Here is a 15,774-nt window from a genome sequence, read left to right as displayed (position 1 = left end):
ACTCCTGTGGTGCGGGACACGCTGCTTTTGAGGCCACAGAGAATAGCATGTAAATACGCCAAGGAAAACGGTTGCGTCACTTATGGGGCTGGCAATTCGCGGGGAGATTTAAAACGGGAAAGAGATCAGTTTAACGTCTGTCGGCGTCACTTTTACCATCGACCCTTCGCTGTGCCAGGCGCCTAACACCACGCGGAACGCGGGTTGGCCGTTAGCGGTAAGGGTATGCACGTCCGGGCGGTGGGTGTGCCCGTGGATCAGCCACTGCACCTGATGTTTTTCCATCCCGGCCACAACGGCATCTTGATTAACGTCCATGATGGCCAGCGATTTGCTGCTGTTGGCGGCTTTGCTGCCCGCGCGCATTTTCGCGGCTACCCGTTTGCGAATAAACAACGGCAGGGCGAGAAACAGCGTTTGCAGCCAGCGCTGATGAACTTTGGCGCGAAACGCTTGATAACCGTGGTCGTCAGTACACAGCGTATCGCCATGCATAATCAGTATCCGGCGGCCATACAGCGTGAGCACCTTTTCCTGCGGCAAAAGGATCATTCCGCTTTCACGCGCGAAGCGTTTCCCAAGCAGAAAGTCCCGGTTGCCGTGAATAAAGAAGCAAGGAACGCCCGCGTCAACCACCGCCTTGATTGCCGCCGCGATTTGCCGGTGCAGAGGCAGAGGGTCGTCGTCGCCGATCCAGGCTTCAAACAGATCGCCGAGGATATACAGCGCGTCGGCCTGACGGGCCTCTCCGGCTAAAAAACGCAGAAAACCGGCGGTAATCGCCGGTTCTTCCGTGCAGAGATGAAGATCTGCAATAAACAGTGTCGCCACGATTACTCGCTAACGGTCACGTTTTCGATGATCACGTCTTCTTTTGGTACGTCCTGGTGCATACCGCTGCGACCGGTCGCGACGCCTTTGATTTTATCCACAACGTCCATGCCTTCAACGACCTCGGCAAATACGCAGTAACCCCAGCCCTGCATGCTTTCGCCGGAGAAATTCAGGAAGTCGTTGTCGACGACGTTGATGAAGAACTGCGCGGTTGCAGAGTGCGGAGCCTGAGTACGGGCCATCGCCAGCGTACCGCGGGTGTTTTTCAGACCGTTGTTGGCTTCGTTTTTGATCGCTTCTTTCGTTGCTTTCTGCTTCATGCCAGGTTCGAAACCGCCGCCCTGAATCATGAACCCGTTAATCACACGGTGGAAAATGGTGTTGTTGTAAAAACCTTCGCGGCAGTAGTCCAGGAAGTTTTTAACTGTTTCAGGCGCTTTATCATCAAACGTTTTGATTACGATATCGCCGTGATTAGTGTGGAAAGTAACCATTTTTGCATCCTGTTCCGATAGAGAAGTGCTTTAACCCGATGAGGGTCAGAGTAAGGGGTGTGTTATAGCATAAGCGCAGGCTGTGATCACCTTGCAAAGTGTGCTGATCCCATGCCGAATTATGGGTATTATACGGACTTTACGATCCACACACGTCTTACACGGAACCTTCAATGTTAAAAATTTTTAATACACTGACGCGCCAAAAAGAGGAATTCAAACCTATTCATGCCGGGGAAGTCGGCATGTACGTGTGTGGTATTACCGTTTACGATCTCTGTCATATCGGACATGGCCGTACTTTCGTCGCGTTCGATGTGGTGGCGCGTTACCTGCGTTTTCTGGGCTACACGCTGAAATACGTACGCAACATTACTGATATCGACGACAAAATCATCAAACGCGCTAATGAAAACGGTGAAAGCTTCGTGGCGCTTGTCGATCGCATGATCGCGGAAATGCACAAAGATTTTGATGCGCTGAATATTCTGCGCCCGGACATGGAGCCACGCGCGACGCATCATATCGCCGAGATCATTGAGATCACCGAGCAACTGATCGCCAAAGGCCACGCTTACGTCGCAGACAACGGTGACGTGATGTTCGACGTGCCGACTGACCCAAACTACGGTCTGCTGTCTCGCCAGGATCTGGATCAGTTGCAGGCCGGGGCGCGCGTGGACGTGGTTGACGTCAAACGCAACCCGATGGACTTCGTGCTGTGGAAGATGTCCAAAGAGGGCGAACCGAGCTGGCCGTCGCCGTGGGGCGCAGGCCGTCCTGGCTGGCATATTGAATGCTCGGCCATGAACTGCAAACAGCTGGGTAATCATTTTGATATTCACGGCGGCGGTTCGGATCTGATGTTCCCGCATCATGAAAACGAAATCGCGCAGTCCACCTGTGCGCACGACGGCGAATACGTGAACTACTGGATGCACTCCGGCATGGTGATGGTCGATCGCGAAAAGATGTCTAAATCGCTGGGCAATTTCTTCACCGTGCGCGACGTGTTGAAATACTACGATGCGGAAACGGTGCGCTACTTCCTGATGTCCGGTCACTACCGCAGCCAGCTGAACTACAGCGAAGAGAACCTCAAGCAGGCGCGTTCAGCGCTGGAGCGGCTGTACACCGCGCTGCGCGGAACGGATAAAACCGTCGCTCCTGCCGGTGGCGAGGCCTTTGAAACGCGCTTTATTGAGGCGATGAACGACGACTTCAATACGCCGGAAGCCTATTCGGTGCTGTTCGACATGGCGCGCGAAGTGAACCGTCTGAAAGGGGAAGATATGGCAGCCGCCAATGCCATGGCGTCACATCTGCGTAAAATTTCTGCTGTGCTCGGTCTGCTGGAGCAGGAGCCGGAAGCGTTCCTGCAAAGCGGCGCGCAGGCGGATGACGGCGAAGTAGCCCAAATCGAAGCGTTGATCCAGCAGCGTCTGGATGCCCGTAAAGCGAAAGACTGGGCGGCGGCGGATGCGGCGCGCGATCGTCTGAACGAAATGGGTATCGTCCTGGAAGACGGACCACAGGGAACCACCTGGCGTCGCAAGTAAGACGGAGATCCCCGGCGGCGTTTACGCTTGTCGGGTTGAGGTTATTTACAGGCCGGATAAGACGTAACGCGTCGCTATCCGGCTTTTTATCGCCGTTTCCACCACAACATCCCCATCAGCATCAGCCCCGGTAACCACACCCACAGCAGTTCCGAGAATATCACCTGATGGCCATACGGCGTGGCATAGCGCGATAGCGCGAACGGCGCGACCTTAATCACCTGCCACGGCGCAAAAAAGCGTTCATCCGACCACGGCCACAGCCAGCCGACACCTTTGCCGCCGGTAGTGATCGAATCCAGTAAACTGTGTGACAGCAGTGATACCGTAAGAAACAGCCAGCAGCGCGTCAGGCTGGCTTTCAACCATCGTCGACCAATGAGCATGCACAGTATCGGCACCACAAAAGCAAACAGCAGCGAATGGGTAAAGCCGCGATGGCCGAACGCGTTGCCGTAGGCCACGCCGAGTTTAAAGGAGAGCACATCCATGTCCGGCACCATCGCCAGCGCGATACCGGCAAACAGCAAACGGGGGGGAATGACTTTTGTGCCCAGCCCTAAGCCGAGGCAGAGCGGGACAGCCGCGTGGGTGAGAATCGTTGGCATATTTTCGCTTCGTATGAAAAAACGCAATGTTCGCAACGCACTGTGAAGGGACGATGAAGTCACTCGACGAGAAGGGGAGCATCGCCGGACAGGGTGCGAAGACCGCTGTCCGGCAAAGGGCATCAGGCGACGACGGTGACGCTCTGACCGGCATAGCTGACGGTTTGACCGGCAACGATTTTGCAGCGTTTGCGGGTTTCCACCGCGCCGTCAACGTTGACCTGTCCTTCCGCAATGGCCATTTTCGCCTGGGCGCCGCTTTCGCTCCAGCCTTCCAGTTTCAGCAAATCACACAGTTCAACGTGAGAATGCTTGCCTAAAGAAAATGTCGCCATGTTAGTTATCCTGTGGGTCGTGATATTCAACACACGCCTGAAGCGTGTTTTCGATAAGAGTGGCGACGGTCATTGGGCCAACGCCGCCCGGCACGGGGGTAATGTAAGATGCGCGCGCGGACGCGTCGTCAAAAACGACGTCGCCAACCACCTTGCCATTTTCCAGACGGTTAATGCCGACATCAACCACGATGGCGCCTTCTTTGATCCACTCACCGGGAATAAAGCCCGGTTTACCGACCGCGACGACCAGCAGATCGGCATTTTCGACATGATGGCGCAGATTTTTGGTAAAGCGATGCGTCACCGTGGTCGTGCAACCGGCCAGCAGCAGCTCCATGCTCATCGGGCGGCCCACGATGTTGGATGCGCCAATCACGACGGCGTTCAGGCCGTAAAGGTCGATATTGTAGCGTTCAAGCAGGGTAACGATGCCGCGGGGCGTACAGGGACGCAGACGCGGCGCGCGCTGGCACAGGCGACCAACGTTGTAAGGATGAAAACCATCCACGTCTTTGTCCGGATCGATACGCTCCAGCACTTTAACGTTATCGATACCCGCCGGAAGCGGCAATTGCACCAGAATACCGTCAATGGTGTTATCGGCATTCAGCGTATCGATCAGTTCCAGTAACTCCGCCTCGCTGGTGGTTTCCGGCAGGTCATAGGAGCGGGAGACGAATCCCACTTCGTCACAGGCCTTACGTTTGCTTGCGACATAAATCTGCGAAGCCGGGTTACTGCCTACCAGCACAACCGCCAGTCCTGGCGCCCGCAGTCCGGCCGCCACGCGCGCCTGAACTTTTTGAGCAACCTCAGAGCGCACCTGCTGCGCAATCGTTTTACCGTCAATAATCTTTGCTGCCATCAGAGAGAGGATTCCATCTGTAATTTCACGTCGAAGGGGATGCGGCTATTTTGTCAGAAGTGAGGACGGTTGTCAGTCGCCGCTTACGGTCGCGGCAGTTTTTGACAGGAATCAGGCCGCTCTTGAGGTGAACGGCGGCGGTTATGCTCATAACTCAAGCAGTTGAAAGGAAAGCCATTGACCACCAGAGTGGTGAACGTATAATACCGGGCAGTTTTATGTCAGTTTGTTTTCTCTCGATGCTCCCTTAGCTCAGCTGGATAGAGCAACGGCCTTCTAAGCCGTCGGTCGCAGGTTCGAATCCTGCAGGGGGCGCTCTTAATTATCAATAAGTTACCCATTTCCTCCTGCCTCTAAATTTCCTTCGTGGGACATATTTGGGACATCATCGTTAAAAATCGAGTCAATTTGCTTCGCATGTTCGGTCAGGTGATTAGGCGCGAGGTGGGCATATCGACGCACCATTTCTATCGACTCCCAGCCTCCCATTTCCTGTAGTACCGACAACGGAACACCTGACTGAATCAGCCAGCTTGCCCATGTATGCCTCAGGTCGTGAAAACGGAAATCTTCGATCCCTGCACGCTTACATGCAGACTTCCATGCACGTCCATCATCGACCCTCATTTTCCTGACTGCCGGAGTGATGGAACCATCAGGCCTTCTTCCTGCCTTTGTATGTACGAACACAAATTTATGGTGATTTCCTATCTGGTCACGCAGAACCCTACATGCGGTATCATTCAGTGCTACGCCAATAGCTCTGTTTGATTTGCTGTCTTCCGGGTTTACCCATGCCACTCGACGCTGCATGTCTATCTGCTGCCACTCCAGATTGATGATGTTCGAACGCCGTAAACCTGTCGCTAGCGCGAACTTGACGACAGACTTTAACGGCTCCGGACATTCATCAATCAGCCTCTTTGCTTCATCCTTTTCCAGCCATCTGACACGCTTATTCCTGACGGTCGGTATCTTAATGACTGGCGCTTTCTCCAGCCACTTCCAGTCGCGTTCTGCTGCTCTGAGAATGGCTTTCATCAACGCAAGGTGCTTCGCCTTGGTGGAAGTGGTTACCGGCTTGGCTACATAAACAGGGTCAGGCTTACCCTTCTTCCTTGCTGCTTCGACTCGTGCTTTCCATATCTCCAGATTGCTTCGGTTGTGCATCCTGCTAACCGCTGAGTAAATCCTCGCCTCGGTAATGTCCTTTAACCTGACTCCTTCAAAATGCTCCAGCCAGAATCCCATCCTGCCTTTGTCAGTATCGAGAGACTTCTTATCTGATTTCTCCTCAATCCATCGTAAGCAAGCTTCTTCAAAAGTCACATCCGGAAATTCGCCGAGTCTGTCTACTCGCCAGAGTTCAGCCTTTCTTTTGTCGTGCAACTCCTGTGCTTGCCGCTTGTCCGTTGTGCCAAGAGACTCCTTAATTCGCTTCCCGCCCGGGAGCGAGTACGAGGCGTACCATATTTCACCTCTGCGGAAGAGTGACATTTTCTTTCCTCTCTGATGCCATCACCCGCGCTCACGCTGACAGTATGCAGCGGAGACTGAAGCGCCGCAATGCAGGCTTGTCGTGTGGTGAGGTAAGGGGATTTGGGTTTTGTGGGGTCTTTACGTGTTGCCTGTAGTCGGCCTGTGCGGATCCAGTTGGTGGCGGTAGGTCTGGATATCTTGAGAAATGCACAGGCCTCATCGAGTGTGAGGCTGTGTGATTCCATGGTTACTCCAGATTGAGAGCGGTCATTAAGTCCATTAGCGCGTCGTAACACTCTGGTGGAACGAATACATTCTCTGTTGAAAGCATCGCTTCTATAGCATCGAAACACATGCTTGCGTCTTCTTCCGTCATGCTGATGAACAAGCAGCCTTCTTCCTGGTCATGATTGGCCTTCATTATCTATCTCCATAAAACAAAACCCGCCGTAGCGAGTTCAGATAAAAGAAAACCCGCACTCGGCGGGTTCGTATTCGTTCAGGTTGTTACTTCTTGGCGTTCTGCTCAGCCATCTCAATATATCGCGGGTCGCTTGCTCTCGGCAGCGTTAACGACTGCTCGCGATAATATTTGACTCTTTCCATGAAATACTCGCGCAGGTGCTCAGGTTGTTCTCTCGCCACCTGCTCAGCGATAACTGGCATGTTAAGGCGTTCTTTGTACGCAACGCCGGACGCCGCCAGGTCAGCGTTAACCTTGTCGCGTTCTTCCTGCGATTTTGCTGCAATGTTCCACTGTGACATGATGAAATCCTCTCAATGCTATGAGATGGATTATACATCACTGTCTCACCACTGGATTAGCCATTACTCATCTTCCGCTTTAACTTGATAAGCTGACCTTCAAGTTTCTGCCGCTTCTCCCGCTCAACTACCAGTGATCGTTTGTAGTTGGAAAGCCTTCTCTGGTACAACTCCTTGGCGCGGGTGGCTCTGATAATTTCAGCTTTCTGGGCGCATACCATTTTCTCAAGGTTAGCTATCTTGCTACGCATATCATCACGCAACTTAACGCCCTGCTCGATAACCCTCTCAAGGCGTTCGGTATGAGTTCTGATTGCCTTGTCACTCACTTTGCATCTCCTGCTGTGGTGCTGCGGGCATTGGCATCCAGTGGGTAACGCGTCCGCCATTGTCACTATCGACCAACCACCGCTCACCATTCCATGAACAGTTCCACTGATAGTGGCTTTTACCAAGGTCATTCTGTTCTTCGACATAACACCAATAGCGACCGCAAAAATCCGGCAACCGCTCGCTTAACGGAATCCAACCGTCCGGAATTACCGGAGAGTTGCCAGCCTGACCACACGCACAGCGCGTGATACCCATTTCACCGACTATCCACCCTTCATCACCGCACCGTTCGCAGTTATGAATGCCCTCAATAGCCATAATGCGTTCGTCATCGGTGGGGCCTTCCTTCCGCCATACTTGACGCTCAGCCTTCAACGAAAGAGCAAGGTACTGCTCCATCGATGTTTTAGCCCCGGCGATAATTTCATCCAGCACATCGTCGGTAAGGTCTTTATCTGGAATCATCTCAATACGTCCCCCACACCTATGAGCCCCTTTGCGGTCAAGTAGTCCATCACGTCGCGTGGCAACTTACTGTCAGGATTGGCGTTTTTTAGCGAACGGACTAATCGCTTAATCCACATCGTTAATTCGTCCACTTGCCTGGTATCCTCATAGGTGAGGGTGCCAGCCTGAAGCATGGCGGCGCGGCAGGCGTTCCAGCCCTCAATAAATCCTGATTGCGCGTATTTATTAAAACCAACCGCCATTCTCGCACTATGCGCGTCGGCCCCTGGAGGCACTACCGGCGCTGGCGGGGCGGTGTAGAGCGCGATATCACGCCCTTGCGAGTTATCAGGGAAGCCGCGAAGGTATAGACCGGTGGCCTGCATATTGGTGATTTCGCATTTCTCCGTCCACGCAACAGGCTCAGCCTCCAGCGATGCCAGCGCGATTTCTGCAAGACGCAAATCAGCAGCAAGATCCTCTCGTTCGAACGGGTCTTTTACGTGCTCAAGAGAGGCTCTCAGCATCGTGATATTTCCCTCAGCCTGCGCAATCAACCGCTCATTGGTGAATCTGGTAATAGTGGTCATGCTGCTTTCTCCTGATTTGCGAACAAATCCATCTGAGAGGAATCGCTATTTCCGACAATAAATGCCTCGCAACTTTCCGTACAGGAACCCGGCTCCTCACCACCACCGCCGCGCATGGTCGCCGCAATTTCATCGCGTGTCAGTGATGAATACGCTTCCTCAATGCTGTCCAGAGAATTCCCTTTCCTGTACATGATTTTGTTTTCCTGTTGGCGGCGCTCTACGACGCGAACATCAGGAGACATAACAGCTTCACGGAATTTCTCCAGCATTTCAGGTTCATCACGCATAGCCAGTGCAACTTTGTTGATGCCTTTCTTGATGCAAAAAACACAGTTCCCCAGGTGCTCAGGAATACCCAAGTCGAACGGCTGCCTATTCCACCATTCCAAAACATCCTGTTTTTCATCATCCATAATTTCAGCCATAAACCGCTGCTTTGATTTGGCAATTGAAATAACGCGATTAATAATCTCGGTTGCCACATCGCCGAAAATCATAAAGTGCGTTTCCAGTGTTTCCCGCATTTGTTCCTGAGTTTGCGACTGTGATAAATCACGGTATAAATCAATCATCATGTAATTATCGAAATTCATGCGGCGCAATTTTGGGAAAAGCGCCTCACCCCAAATTCTGGCAGGTTCGTCGACACGCATTCCTAGCCACGATTGGTAATCGACGAAATTATCCTTGCAAAAGCGCTCACACACCTCGATTTTCATTGTCCGCGTACAGAACGCGCCACCAAAATATGGGGTGCCGTACTTCGCCATGACGTCAATCCACGGTTGCAAGTCGGGTCCGATTTCATCAATGGAAATTACCTTGTAGCTGTTTGCTTTCCCAAGTTCTGGATTTACCAATACGCGAAGGCAAATGAGTTCGATCCCCCAGTTAGCGACAACCTCCCGGATAAATTTGTAGGTTTCCGGGTGCTCTGCACCGGTATCCATGAACACGAAACGAACATCCCAACCCAACTTGATTTTCTTTACCATTTCCCTGACGAGTCGGCCTGACGTTCTGCCACCAGAGAAGCTAACAACATGCGTAATGCCCATCACTCCCCCTTACCGATGCCAGCGGCATGTAGTGCATCTTCGAGGCGACACACTTCTTTCGCCAGCCTCATTTGGTTGCTATCAGCTCGGTCCTTGTAGTCACGGAACTCTTGTTCAACTTCGAAACGCTTATCTCGGTGGATGCTTTCTAGTGATTTAGCCTGGTGTAAATCCTCTGCCTGTCGCTCAAGCTTGAAACGCTGAAGTTCTACCAATTCCTTTGCTGCTTCCAGCTCATCAAGCAGCGCCAGCACGGTGGCGGGGTTGGCCGCGGCGATGTATTTTGCTTTGCTTTCTGCATTGTCCTGACCGTCGAGGCCAGGCCATTTGATAATGTCTTCGCCACGCTCATGGCCTAACGAACCTACGGCATACGTACCAGATGCCTTGTGAACAAAGGCAACCCACTCCTTGCCAGATAATGCTTTTGCCAATTTACGCAGCGCCTGTTTGTCGATTGTCATGCTGCACCGCCTTTGCTCGTTGCGTTGTTAATAGTCCCTTCGACGTGAAGGTAGACACGTTGATGTTCTTCTTCAGTCAGTTCTCTGCCCAATTCGAATTCAATGGAGTCAACGACAAGAGACGCAAAGCCTTCGATTGATGAGAACATCGAATCGTCAGCCAGTTTTTCGATGTTGCTCATTGTGCGGCCTCCTGCGTTAACGCATCCGTCAGATAATCAACGCCTCTTTGGTATGCAGCGAGAAGTTGTAAATCAGCGTCTGTGTATTCGCTCCATGACTGCATTTCTGCCAGCCTTCCTTTCCAGCATGGGAGAAGATAATTTTCGAGATAAACTCTCCGCTCTACTAGCAACTCAGGGGATGCGTCATTGATGTAGAAATTAATTTGCTGGACTGCCGGGTAACTTGATATTGCGCTCATTTTCCACCTCTCAGCATCGCATTCAGCCACTTGTTGTTCTGGAGTCGTGTTTTCGTATCGAAAGAGTCACGCTTGAGTAACTCCTGCTTATCTGGCATTGGCTTGAATTTGTGTCTGGCTATTAATTCGTGAGGGGAAATACCAGGGTCGTATGTGTTGCCTATCATGATTTACTCTCCATAAAGTCGTTTACCGCTTTGCTGAGAGAAAGGCCAAGTGTTTCTATATGCTTCTGTAACGCCTGAAATGATTGTGCTTCGGATGCCAGGATTTCACGATGGCAGAGTTCTTTAACCAGATGCTCAAACTTGCTGTAGTAACCACAACGGACAAGCACCTCATTACCAAAGTTTTTACTTTTCTCATCGGTTACTTTCTTCTTCTCACTGAGAATGAGGTCATGCTTTGTTCCGGTAATAACGTATTTACCGATGTCGATTTTTAGTTTCATTATTAGTTCCTCAATATCAATTTATTCGCATTCCTGATCGTTCTTCATTGAGCCTTTTTATCTTGTAGCGCATGGCTCTTACTGAATAGATGGATCGGCAGGTTGCGATTGCTATTTCTTCTGCGGAGAATTTTTCGAAGAGTGATACTTCTGCTCGAGTCCAGCGCTTACCTCGTAAGCGGCTAACCATGTCAGCGCCGATACGCGTTGCCTTAGCCATTACCGCTTTTTCGGTTCGTTCAAGCTTTTCGGCGATAACTTTAACTGGCATGGTTGCCGCTACCTCGCGCAAGAAATCCTCTTCCCATTTCTCCCAGGGAATATTCTTCATGGTGTTTTCTTACTTGATTATTAGAGAAGGTTTGCCGACTTTGAGTTGTGCGCCTGGTATAGAATTACCGGCTTTGAGTTGATGTTTGATGGCTAATTTGTCGGCTTTAATTACTGTTTCGTATTCAACATATTCAGGGGGGAGGGCGCTGGAGTCTGTTATATCCACTGATTCAGATGGTGCTCTCACTGTTACTTGGTGCAGTCCTGCACGTATTTTCTTCTTGCCGACCATTTCCAGCGATGAAGCGATATACGAGAGAATGTTTTCAATCTTATTTTGAATTACTGCCGCTCTCTCATTAAGAGATTTAGCCTCTTCCTTGAGGCGTTCAGCGTAACCAGATTCGTTTTTAACAATGGCAAGCAACTGCTCAACCTTATCTGTTAGCTCTCCTTCCATTCCTTCCAGAGTGTCGGCTATCTCGTCGGCTTCAAAATCGGAATCCATCAACTTGGCGTAATCGTTAGCAATCTCGTAAAGTTTACTCACTGGTTACCTCCAACTTAGCCTTGCATTCTGTATAGATGGCTTGTACGTTCTGCTGCAACTTCATACCTGACGTGCGTTTGTAGGCGTCAGCAAAGATGCGTTTAAGGTCATCCATGGTTTCAGCCTGAGCCATGTCGTCACAAAGAGCCTGAACATGCTCGATGATTTCCTGCTGTCGCTTCCGCTCGTCTTCACGGATATCTTCCTCTGACTTATGCGGCATGACTGGCTCCTGATGCATCCCTTCATCTTCATTGAGGAGGTGAATCGCGTTATCAAGGCGCTGTGCCTTGGGCCAGTATTTCGAAGCTCGCTTGACGATGGTTTTACGTGCCATCTCTTCCCAGAACGTTTTCCAAGGCCCATTCTTTGCCTTGCTGGTTGCCTCCACCGTCTTGATTTCTGCTAGGCTCATCTCCTCCGTCAGGTAGTCACCGTCGGCAGTTTTAACCGTGCAGTAACCACCGACAACCTCGCCACGCTCACCAAAAGCGTTGTATTTGTGCGTAGGAGCGCTATCAAGGCCATTTGATTCGTAGGTGTCAGTTGAGTACACCAGTTTGCACTGACCCCACTTAATGGAGCCTGTAGACTGCGCCAGGTGAAGAAGACCCATGTAGCTGATATCGAGGCACACCATACCGTCGCGAGGAACCAGATAAGCCAGTTTGCTTGCCGGATTCAGAGTGATGCCGATGGCTGCAACATTGATAATCGCGTTCTGAGCACTAGTAGGGTTCGACAATGCTGTTTTTGCGAGAAAGTCGTTCTTCTGGAAGTACTGAATCGCAAACTGGCTTTCCTTTGCCCAGGTAACCGTCTGCTCTGTTAGTGCGCCGCAGAATAGCGGCTCCTGTTGCTTTACAAATTCAACGATATTGCTCATGCCGCCTCTCCATAAACATGTCTGCGCTTGAATATGCCGAATGCATATTCAGCTTTAACCCTTTCCGTAATTGCATCCCAGAACCACTCAGCGGCCTTTTCCTGATAATTGCAGTCATCATCCTCTAACCAGTCGATGGCGTCCTTTGTGTGCTCGTCAGGTTTATATGAGCGAAGCATTTCGCTCACCGGGTCGCAGCGTTTGCAAAGGCGATCAACTTCACTGTTAATTCGTTCGTAATCTTCGTCAGTAAAACTTGCGATGATTTGCGATATTTCACGTTTATCATTCAGAGTCAGAATCATCATCGTTCTCCTGTTCTTTCTGCTGATTGAGCATGTCTTTCATAAGGCGAATAAACGCATCGTCTGACCAGTTGTCTGCAATGCTCACTAGATAATCTCCGGCTCGTTTTTATGGTTAAGCACGATATCTACCAGCAGGTCTTTAAGTGGCTTAGCTTCGGTCAGTGTGTGGATGTGCAACTTGCCGTCTTTGTTAACTGCTGCTCTCCATGGCTTTCCGTGGTGAATAACCAGCATTCCTGGAGTTACGCACTGACGAATAACGGTTAATGTGTTTTGCATAACGCCTCCAGTTGCTTACGAACAGCGCGAATAAGACGACGTATACGCTTGGTTAATTCAGATTCAGCCGGGTAGTAGGCGGACATGATGCCGCCACCCGATAGCGATAAATGCATCATGGTGGGATTCCTTTTGTTGTGTGATTTGCATTACGACTGAGCACTTGAATAAATGCTCACTCAGATGCTGGAATGAAAAAAGCCGCACTCAGGCGGCTGATAATTTATGGCGCAGGTCTGACAATTCCATTTCATGCATGTCAGTGTTTTTCCCATGCTGCTTTCTGTATTGAATTTGAAGTTGAAGCAGCCTAACACGCCCCTCGTCGGTTATTTTGTAGTATCTAGCCACATCATCATCTGCCACTTCCACGATGCTTTTGTTGGCAAGCAACTTATTAACCCTCTCGCTTAGGTCGGTGTGTTTTCTTTCTGTTTTATCAACATTTAGCCCACGTTCAAGGGACGCCAAATAAAGAACCTTTTCCATCGTATATAACTTAGGCATACTTTCCTCTAGACAAAAAGAATGCCTCCCATATAGAGCGGCAAGACTATCAAGGGATGATTCTCCAATAACCAGAACGAGTCTTCGTCCTCATTCGGTTACGAGCGATATTGCTCACATAGCAGACTCGTGAATCTGCTATAGGTGCTTATTCGCTTGGTGGTTCAGGTAATGGCATCCAGTGAGTCACTCGCTCATGCTTGATTAAACGCGTGTCCTGCTTTGAGTTCTTTGCCTCAATTACTGGCTTCCTCATGGTGTAAATTCCCGAGAAATTTGAATTGCAAACACAATATCCAAGCACAGTAATTCCGGATTCCGGCATCCGCTCACTACACTTAATCCACTTCATCACTCCTCCCCAAGAGCCTTGCTGATGGCTGCCTTTGCTTTATCCTGCGCTCTATCCCAGCCGACACCGTAAAGGTCACCATGCTGCTCTCGGATGTATTTCCATCCTGAAAGCATGTCTTGCAGAGCTTCGAGCAAATCAGGCGCTGCACTTGCCAATTTTATTTCCTGCTTATTGGCGTTCTCGGCTGAAAACAGAATGTGACCTTCAGTAGCATCGACAATGTAATCTTCATCAACATCCCAATGCGGTATGTCTTTCATATTCACCTCTGTGGCTTGCTGCCAAAAGAAGGCCGACTATGCGGCGCTCTTTCTGTTAGTGAAATCACTAAACGTAATTTCTTCGATATCAGATATTTTCTTTTTTAGGTTTTCTAACGTTTCGTGCTTGGCTCTGTCGAAAGCTACTTGTTGCTTACCTAAGCACTCTTCATGTGGTCTTGGCAGGTAATACGATTTAATACATGCAATAGCATTTGATTTAGAAAATCTGTCCATTTCACCCCTCATACAGCGGCTTACTGCCTAATTTCATTTTCTGCCGTCCTACACAAGTCACTCCCATTTCACGGGTTGGCTTGCTGTAGTACAGGCGGTTAGTTTTCTGCGGTGCTTCCTGCTCTTTCTTATCGCGCAGACTTCCGAGCGAAGTGGCTCTAATCACGCGATTGCTGCAGTCTTCTGATAGCCGTGAAAATGCACGGTCAATCCTTTGTGAATACTGTTTAATCTCTTTATGCTGGCGAGCACGTTCGAGTTTGCGAATCTCTCTGGCTTTCATTGGATACCTCCAGTGGTTGCTTTGGCGGTGCAGTGAATGTGGAATCGAACCACAGAATCCGCCGGTCTTTTCGCTTGGTTGATCAGGCCATGCACCATCGACTTACTAACAGGTGGCAGCGCCGCCATTCCCGATTGATATTCGATGCCTGCGAATCATTTCCTGTTTCACCACACCCCAAAGCAACTTCCTTTGGCGGGGACGAATCATCCCCATGCCATCTTGTTAAAGAGCTGCCAATCAATTCCGTTTGGCTACCAGCGTCCTGCTGATGGCTTAACAATACAAAATGTACTGAGTATCGTCAATACAATATGTACTTAAAATTTACGTAAATGTACGAAGTGTATGAATGAGAAGGGAAAATAAATTTTGTGTATTAAAAAACCCGCCGTAGCGGGTTGAAGGGATGAATCTAAATTACAGGCCTTGCCATTTGGCTTCTATCACTACGCCAATAATGCGGCAGTTACCATCAATAGGGAACATGTGGTAGCTGGGGTTAAGCGGTTTGAGGTATTTCTGCCCTGCGTCTACTACGTATTTCTTGAAGGTCGCCTCGTTCTCTGAATCCAGCTTTGCAACTACAAGTCGTCCGTTCGTTGCCTCGATTGCTGGATCAACCAGTATCTGCATTCCCTCGGGTATGCTAAGTCCGGTAGGCGAAGTCATCGAATCACCCCTAACCGTCAGCCAGAACGACCGTTCGCTCGCATGTGCTGTTGTTTCAGGCCATACCTCAATCTCCTGAAGTTGATAAGGCTCAACAGCCTCACACCAATTTCCTGCGCTAACCCAGCTAATCAGGGGGAATCTCCTTACCTCAGTGTTAGGACGTGGATTGGTGACATTACCCATATCAGAATCTGGATAGTCAACCATCCCATCAGAACTCAGCACCAACTCCTTCAGACCGAGCTGTTTCATGATTGAGGCGATGTCCTCAATGCTAGGTTCGCGCCGACCATTAAGCCAATGCCCTATCGCCCCCTGAGTCTTTCCGAGAGCTTCGGCAAGCTTATCCTGGGTAATGCCAATCTGTTTCATCCTGGCTTTAGCCAGTTCATTCCACGGTGTTTTCATATCACGATTATTACGTGTTGTATTAACTGTCACAATGCACA

General features: G+C 50.3%; 28 protein-coding genes, 1 tRNA gene and 1 pseudogene. 2 read left to right on the top strand and 28 right to left on the bottom strand.

Going from position 1 to position 15,774, the window contains the following annotated elements; all coding sequences use genetic code 11:
- Window positions 1–108: 108 nt before the first annotated feature.
- Window positions 109–831: a UDP-2,3-diacylglucosamine diphosphatase gene (lpxH, locus tag APU02_RS01465; RefSeq protein ID WP_060569032.1), complete on the bottom strand. Its 723-nt coding sequence runs from the start codon at window positions 829–831 to the stop codon at window positions 109–111.
- A gap of 2 nt (window positions 832–833) precedes the next feature.
- The gene (gene ppiB / locus APU02_RS01460) at window positions 834–1,328 is read right to left on the bottom strand and encodes a peptidylprolyl isomerase B (RefSeq protein ID WP_012904905.1); all 495 of its coding nucleotides are present in this window, start codon (window positions 1,326–1,328) and stop codon (window positions 834–836) included.
- 173 nt (window positions 1,329–1,501) lie between these two features.
- On the opposite strand from ppiB, the gene cysS reads away from it, so the two are divergent.
- On the top strand, window positions 1,502–2,887 hold the full coding sequence (gene cysS, locus APU02_RS01455) for a cysteine--tRNA ligase (protein WP_042285746.1): 1,386 nt from the start codon (window positions 1,502–1,504) through the stop codon (window positions 2,885–2,887).
- 86 nt (window positions 2,888–2,973) lie between these two features.
- On the opposite strand, the gene APU02_RS01450 is transcribed toward cysS, so the two are convergent.
- The 3 genes from APU02_RS01450 to folD all read right to left on the bottom strand — a co-directional run bounded on the left by APU02_RS01450 (window position 2,974) and on the right by folD (window position 4,698).
- Entirely contained in the window at window positions 2,974–3,495 is a 522-nt protein-coding gene (locus APU02_RS01450) for a metal-dependent hydrolase (protein ID WP_060569031.1), read from the bottom strand.
- Window positions 3,496–3,617: 122 nt separating this feature from the next.
- The gene (ybcJ, locus tag APU02_RS01445) at window positions 3,618–3,830 is read right to left on the bottom strand and encodes a ribosome-associated protein YbcJ (RefSeq protein WP_042285741.1); all 213 of its coding nucleotides are present in this window, start codon (window positions 3,828–3,830) and stop codon (window positions 3,618–3,620) included.
- Window position 3,831: 1 nt separating this feature from the next.
- On the bottom strand, window positions 3,832–4,698 hold the full coding sequence (folD, locus tag APU02_RS01440; protein WP_042285739.1) for a bifunctional methylenetetrahydrofolate dehydrogenase/methenyltetrahydrofolate cyclohydrolase FolD: 867 nt from the start codon (window positions 4,696–4,698) through the stop codon (window positions 3,832–3,834).
- Window positions 4,699–4,939: 241 nt separating this feature from the next.
- Between folD and APU02_RS01435 the strand changes: the two genes are divergently transcribed.
- Window positions 4,940–5,013, top strand: a tRNA-Arg gene (locus APU02_RS01435).
- An 18-nt stretch (window positions 5,014–5,031) separates the two neighbouring features.
- Here the strand turns inward: APU02_RS01435 and APU02_RS01430 are convergent.
- The 23 genes and pseudogenes from APU02_RS01430 to APU02_RS01335 form a co-directional block, all read right to left on the bottom strand.
- Window positions 5,032–6,195: a site-specific integrase gene (locus APU02_RS01430; protein ID WP_060569030.1), complete on the bottom strand. Its 1,164-nt coding sequence runs from the start codon at window positions 6,193–6,195 to the stop codon at window positions 5,032–5,034.
- Between the two features lie 131 nt (window positions 6,196–6,326).
- Window positions 6,327–6,422: pseudogene (locus APU02_RS26810) on the bottom strand (helix-turn-helix domain-containing protein); the annotation flags it as partial.
- Between the two features lie 2 nt (window positions 6,423–6,424).
- A complete protein-coding gene (locus APU02_RS26535) occupies window positions 6,425–6,598 on the bottom strand; it encodes a hypothetical protein (RefSeq protein ID WP_157845129.1) in 174 nt (57 codons plus the stop codon).
- Between the two features lie 86 nt (window positions 6,599–6,684).
- Window positions 6,685–6,942 (bottom strand): DNA polymerase III subunit theta, encoded by a 258-nt coding sequence (locus APU02_RS01425; RefSeq protein ID WP_060569029.1) that lies wholly within the window; start codon window positions 6,940–6,942, stop codon window positions 6,685–6,687.
- Between the two features lie 56 nt (window positions 6,943–6,998).
- A complete protein-coding gene (locus APU02_RS01420) occupies window positions 6,999–7,271 on the bottom strand; it encodes a hypothetical protein (RefSeq protein ID WP_060569028.1) in 273 nt (90 codons plus the stop codon).
- Window positions 7,264–7,740, bottom strand: a complete 477-nt coding sequence (locus APU02_RS25995; protein ID WP_060569027.1) for a DUF551 domain-containing protein — start codon at window positions 7,738–7,740, stop codon at window positions 7,264–7,266. The genes APU02_RS01420 and APU02_RS25995 overlap by 8 nt, the downstream gene beginning before the upstream one ends.
- Window positions 7,737–8,312: a hypothetical protein gene (locus APU02_RS26805; RefSeq protein ID WP_239692838.1), complete on the bottom strand. Its 576-nt coding sequence runs from the start codon at window positions 8,310–8,312 to the stop codon at window positions 7,737–7,739. The genes APU02_RS25995 and APU02_RS26805 overlap by 4 nt, the downstream gene beginning before the upstream one ends.
- The gene (locus APU02_RS26800) at window positions 8,309–9,373 is read right to left on the bottom strand and encodes a phosphoadenosine phosphosulfate reductase family protein (protein ID WP_060569026.1); all 1,065 of its coding nucleotides are present in this window, start codon (window positions 9,371–9,373) and stop codon (window positions 8,309–8,311) included. The genes APU02_RS26805 and APU02_RS26800 overlap by 4 nt, the downstream gene beginning before the upstream one ends.
- Window positions 9,373–9,837 carry an ead/Ea22-like family protein gene (locus tag APU02_RS01400; protein ID WP_060569025.1) on the bottom strand — a complete coding sequence of 155 codons (465 nt, stop codon included), beginning with the start codon at window positions 9,835–9,837 and terminating at the stop codon, window positions 9,373–9,375. The genes APU02_RS26800 and APU02_RS01400 overlap by 1 nt, the downstream gene beginning before the upstream one ends.
- Complete coding sequence (locus tag APU02_RS01395) at window positions 9,834–10,019, bottom strand: hypothetical protein (protein WP_060569024.1); 186 nt, start codon at window positions 10,017–10,019, stop codon at window positions 9,834–9,836. Before APU02_RS01395 ends, APU02_RS01400 begins: the two co-directional genes overlap by 4 nt.
- Window positions 10,020–10,257: 238 nt before the next feature.
- Window positions 10,258–10,428 carry a DUF2737 family protein gene (locus tag APU02_RS24755; RefSeq protein ID WP_072197056.1) on the bottom strand — a complete coding sequence of 57 codons (171 nt, stop codon included), beginning with the start codon at window positions 10,426–10,428 and terminating at the stop codon, window positions 10,258–10,260.
- On the bottom strand, window positions 10,425–10,712 hold the full coding sequence (locus APU02_RS01385; RefSeq protein WP_060569022.1) for a hypothetical protein: 288 nt from the start codon (window positions 10,710–10,712) through the stop codon (window positions 10,425–10,427). Before APU02_RS01385 ends, APU02_RS24755 begins: the two co-directional genes overlap by 4 nt.
- 16 nt (window positions 10,713–10,728) lie before the next feature.
- A complete protein-coding gene (locus APU02_RS01380; RefSeq protein ID WP_060569021.1) occupies window positions 10,729–11,043 on the bottom strand; it encodes a hypothetical protein in 315 nt (104 codons plus the stop codon).
- A 9-nt stretch (window positions 11,044–11,052) separates the two neighbouring features.
- Window positions 11,053–11,535 carry a siphovirus Gp157 family protein gene (locus tag APU02_RS01375; RefSeq protein ID WP_060569020.1) on the bottom strand — a complete coding sequence of 161 codons (483 nt, stop codon included), beginning with the start codon at window positions 11,533–11,535 and terminating at the stop codon, window positions 11,053–11,055.
- Window positions 11,528–12,421, bottom strand: coding sequence for a RecT family recombinase (locus APU02_RS01370; RefSeq protein WP_060569019.1), 894 nt, complete (start codon window positions 12,419–12,421; stop codon window positions 11,528–11,530). The genes APU02_RS01375 and APU02_RS01370 overlap by 8 nt, the downstream gene beginning before the upstream one ends.
- Window positions 12,418–12,726 (bottom strand): hypothetical protein, encoded by a 309-nt coding sequence (locus APU02_RS01365; protein ID WP_060569018.1) that lies wholly within the window; start codon window positions 12,724–12,726, stop codon window positions 12,418–12,420. Before APU02_RS01365 ends, APU02_RS01370 begins: the two co-directional genes overlap by 4 nt.
- Window positions 12,727–12,813: 87 nt before the next feature.
- The gene (locus APU02_RS01360; RefSeq protein WP_001181693.1) at window positions 12,814–13,008 is read right to left on the bottom strand and encodes a hypothetical protein; all 195 of its coding nucleotides are present in this window, start codon (window positions 13,006–13,008) and stop codon (window positions 12,814–12,816) included.
- Complete coding sequence (locus tag APU02_RS25990) at window positions 12,993–13,127, bottom strand: hypothetical protein (protein WP_120714856.1); 135 nt, start codon at window positions 13,125–13,127, stop codon at window positions 12,993–12,995. The genes APU02_RS01360 and APU02_RS25990 overlap by 16 nt, the downstream gene beginning before the upstream one ends.
- Window positions 13,128–13,215: 88 nt before the next feature.
- Window positions 13,216–13,515, bottom strand: coding sequence for a hypothetical protein (locus tag APU02_RS01355; RefSeq protein WP_060569017.1), 300 nt, complete (start codon window positions 13,513–13,515; stop codon window positions 13,216–13,218).
- A 148-nt stretch (window positions 13,516–13,663) separates the two neighbouring features.
- Entirely contained in the window at window positions 13,664–13,867 is a 204-nt protein-coding gene (locus APU02_RS24750) for a DUF551 domain-containing protein (RefSeq protein ID WP_072197055.1), read from the bottom strand.
- Window positions 13,867–14,130, bottom strand: coding sequence for a hypothetical protein (locus APU02_RS01350; protein ID WP_060569016.1), 264 nt, complete (start codon window positions 14,128–14,130; stop codon window positions 13,867–13,869). Before APU02_RS01350 ends, APU02_RS24750 begins: the two co-directional genes overlap by 1 nt.
- Before the next feature lie 238 nt (window positions 14,131–14,368).
- On the bottom strand, window positions 14,369–14,650 hold the full coding sequence (locus APU02_RS01340) for a hypothetical protein (RefSeq protein ID WP_060569014.1): 282 nt from the start codon (window positions 14,648–14,650) through the stop codon (window positions 14,369–14,371).
- 420 nt (window positions 14,651–15,070) lie between these two features.
- Window positions 15,071–15,733 (bottom strand): LexA family transcriptional regulator, encoded by a 663-nt coding sequence (locus APU02_RS01335; RefSeq protein WP_060569013.1) that lies wholly within the window; start codon window positions 15,731–15,733, stop codon window positions 15,071–15,073.
- Between the last annotated feature and the right edge of the window lie 41 nt (window positions 15,734–15,774).

Source organism: Citrobacter sp. 50677481 (assembly GCF_001463265.1).
GTDB lineage: Bacteria > Pseudomonadota > Gammaproteobacteria > Enterobacterales > Enterobacteriaceae > Citrobacter_A > Citrobacter_A sedlakii.
The sequence above is the reverse complement of the archived record's forward strand: the minus strand, read 5'-3'. Positions and strand labels throughout refer to the sequence as shown.

Bases quoted from the DNA above. Each gene is read 5' to 3' on its own strand.
- APU02_RS01425 (WP_060569029.1), bottom strand. From the start codon at position 6,942: ATGTCACAGTGGAACATTGCAGCAAAATCGCAGGAAGAACGCGACAAG.
- APU02_RS25995 (WP_060569027.1), bottom strand. From the start codon at position 7,740: ATGATTCCAGATAAAGACCTTACCGACGATGTGCTGGATGAAATTATC.
- APU02_RS01385 (WP_060569022.1), bottom strand. From the start codon at position 10,712: ATGAAACTAAAAATCGACATCGGTAAATACGTTATTACCGGAACAAAG.
- ybcJ (WP_042285741.1), bottom strand. From the start codon at position 3,830: ATGGCGACATTTTCTTTAGGCAAGCATTCTCACGTTGAACTGTGTGAT.
- APU02_RS01350 (WP_060569016.1), bottom strand. From the start codon at position 14,130: ATGAAAGACATACCGCATTGGGATGTTGATGAAGATTACATTGTCGAT.
- APU02_RS01395 (WP_060569024.1), bottom strand. From the start codon at position 10,019: ATGAGCAACATCGAAAAACTGGCTGACGATTCGATGTTCTCATCAATC.
- ppiB (WP_012904905.1), bottom strand. From the start codon at position 1,328: ATGGTTACTTTCCACACTAATCACGGCGATATCGTAATCAAAACGTTT.
- APU02_RS26805 (WP_239692838.1), bottom strand. From the start codon at position 8,312: ATGACCACTATTACCAGATTCACCAATGAGCGGTTGATTGCGCAGGCT.
- APU02_RS01400 (WP_060569025.1), bottom strand. From the start codon at position 9,837: ATGACAATCGACAAACAGGCGCTGCGTAAATTGGCAAAAGCATTATCT.
- APU02_RS24750 (WP_072197055.1), bottom strand. From the start codon at position 13,867: ATGAAGTGGATTAAGTGTAGTGAGCGGATGCCGGAATCCGGAATTACT.
- APU02_RS26800 (WP_060569026.1), bottom strand. From the start codon at position 9,373: ATGGGCATTACGCATGTTGTTAGCTTCTCTGGTGGCAGAACGTCAGGC.
- APU02_RS01380 (WP_060569021.1), bottom strand. From the start codon at position 11,043: ATGAAGAATATTCCCTGGGAGAAATGGGAAGAGGATTTCTTGCGCGAG.
- APU02_RS01430 (WP_060569030.1), bottom strand. From the start codon at position 6,195: ATGTCACTCTTCCGCAGAGGTGAAATATGGTACGCCTCGTACTCGCTC.
- cysS (WP_042285746.1), top strand. From the start codon at position 1,502: ATGTTAAAAATTTTTAATACACTGACGCGCCAAAAAGAGGAATTCAAA.
- APU02_RS01335 (WP_060569013.1), bottom strand. From the start codon at position 15,733: ATGAAAACACCGTGGAATGAACTGGCTAAAGCCAGGATGAAACAGATT.
- APU02_RS01450 (WP_060569031.1), bottom strand. From the start codon at position 3,495: ATGCCAACGATTCTCACCCACGCGGCTGTCCCGCTCTGCCTCGGCTTA.
- APU02_RS01370 (WP_060569019.1), bottom strand. From the start codon at position 12,421: ATGAGCAATATCGTTGAATTTGTAAAGCAACAGGAGCCGCTATTCTGC.
- APU02_RS01365 (WP_060569018.1), bottom strand. From the start codon at position 12,726: ATGATTCTGACTCTGAATGATAAACGTGAAATATCGCAAATCATCGCA.
- APU02_RS01355 (WP_060569017.1), bottom strand. From the start codon at position 13,515: ATGCCTAAGTTATATACGATGGAAAAGGTTCTTTATTTGGCGTCCCTT.
- APU02_RS01360 (WP_001181693.1), bottom strand. From the start codon at position 13,008: ATGCAAAACACATTAACCGTTATTCGTCAGTGCGTAACTCCAGGAATG.
- APU02_RS24755 (WP_072197056.1), bottom strand. From the start codon at position 10,428: ATGATAGGCAACACATACGACCCTGGTATTTCCCCTCACGAATTAATA.
- APU02_RS01340 (WP_060569014.1), bottom strand. From the start codon at position 14,650: ATGAAAGCCAGAGAGATTCGCAAACTCGAACGTGCTCGCCAGCATAAA.
- APU02_RS25990 (WP_120714856.1), bottom strand. From the start codon at position 13,127: ATGATGCATTTATCGCTATCGGGTGGCGGCATCATGTCCGCCTACTAC.
- folD (WP_042285739.1), bottom strand. From the start codon at position 4,698: ATGGCAGCAAAGATTATTGACGGTAAAACGATTGCGCAGCAGGTGCGC.
- APU02_RS26535 (WP_157845129.1), bottom strand. From the start codon at position 6,598: ATGAAGGCCAATCATGACCAGGAAGAAGGCTGCTTGTTCATCAGCATG.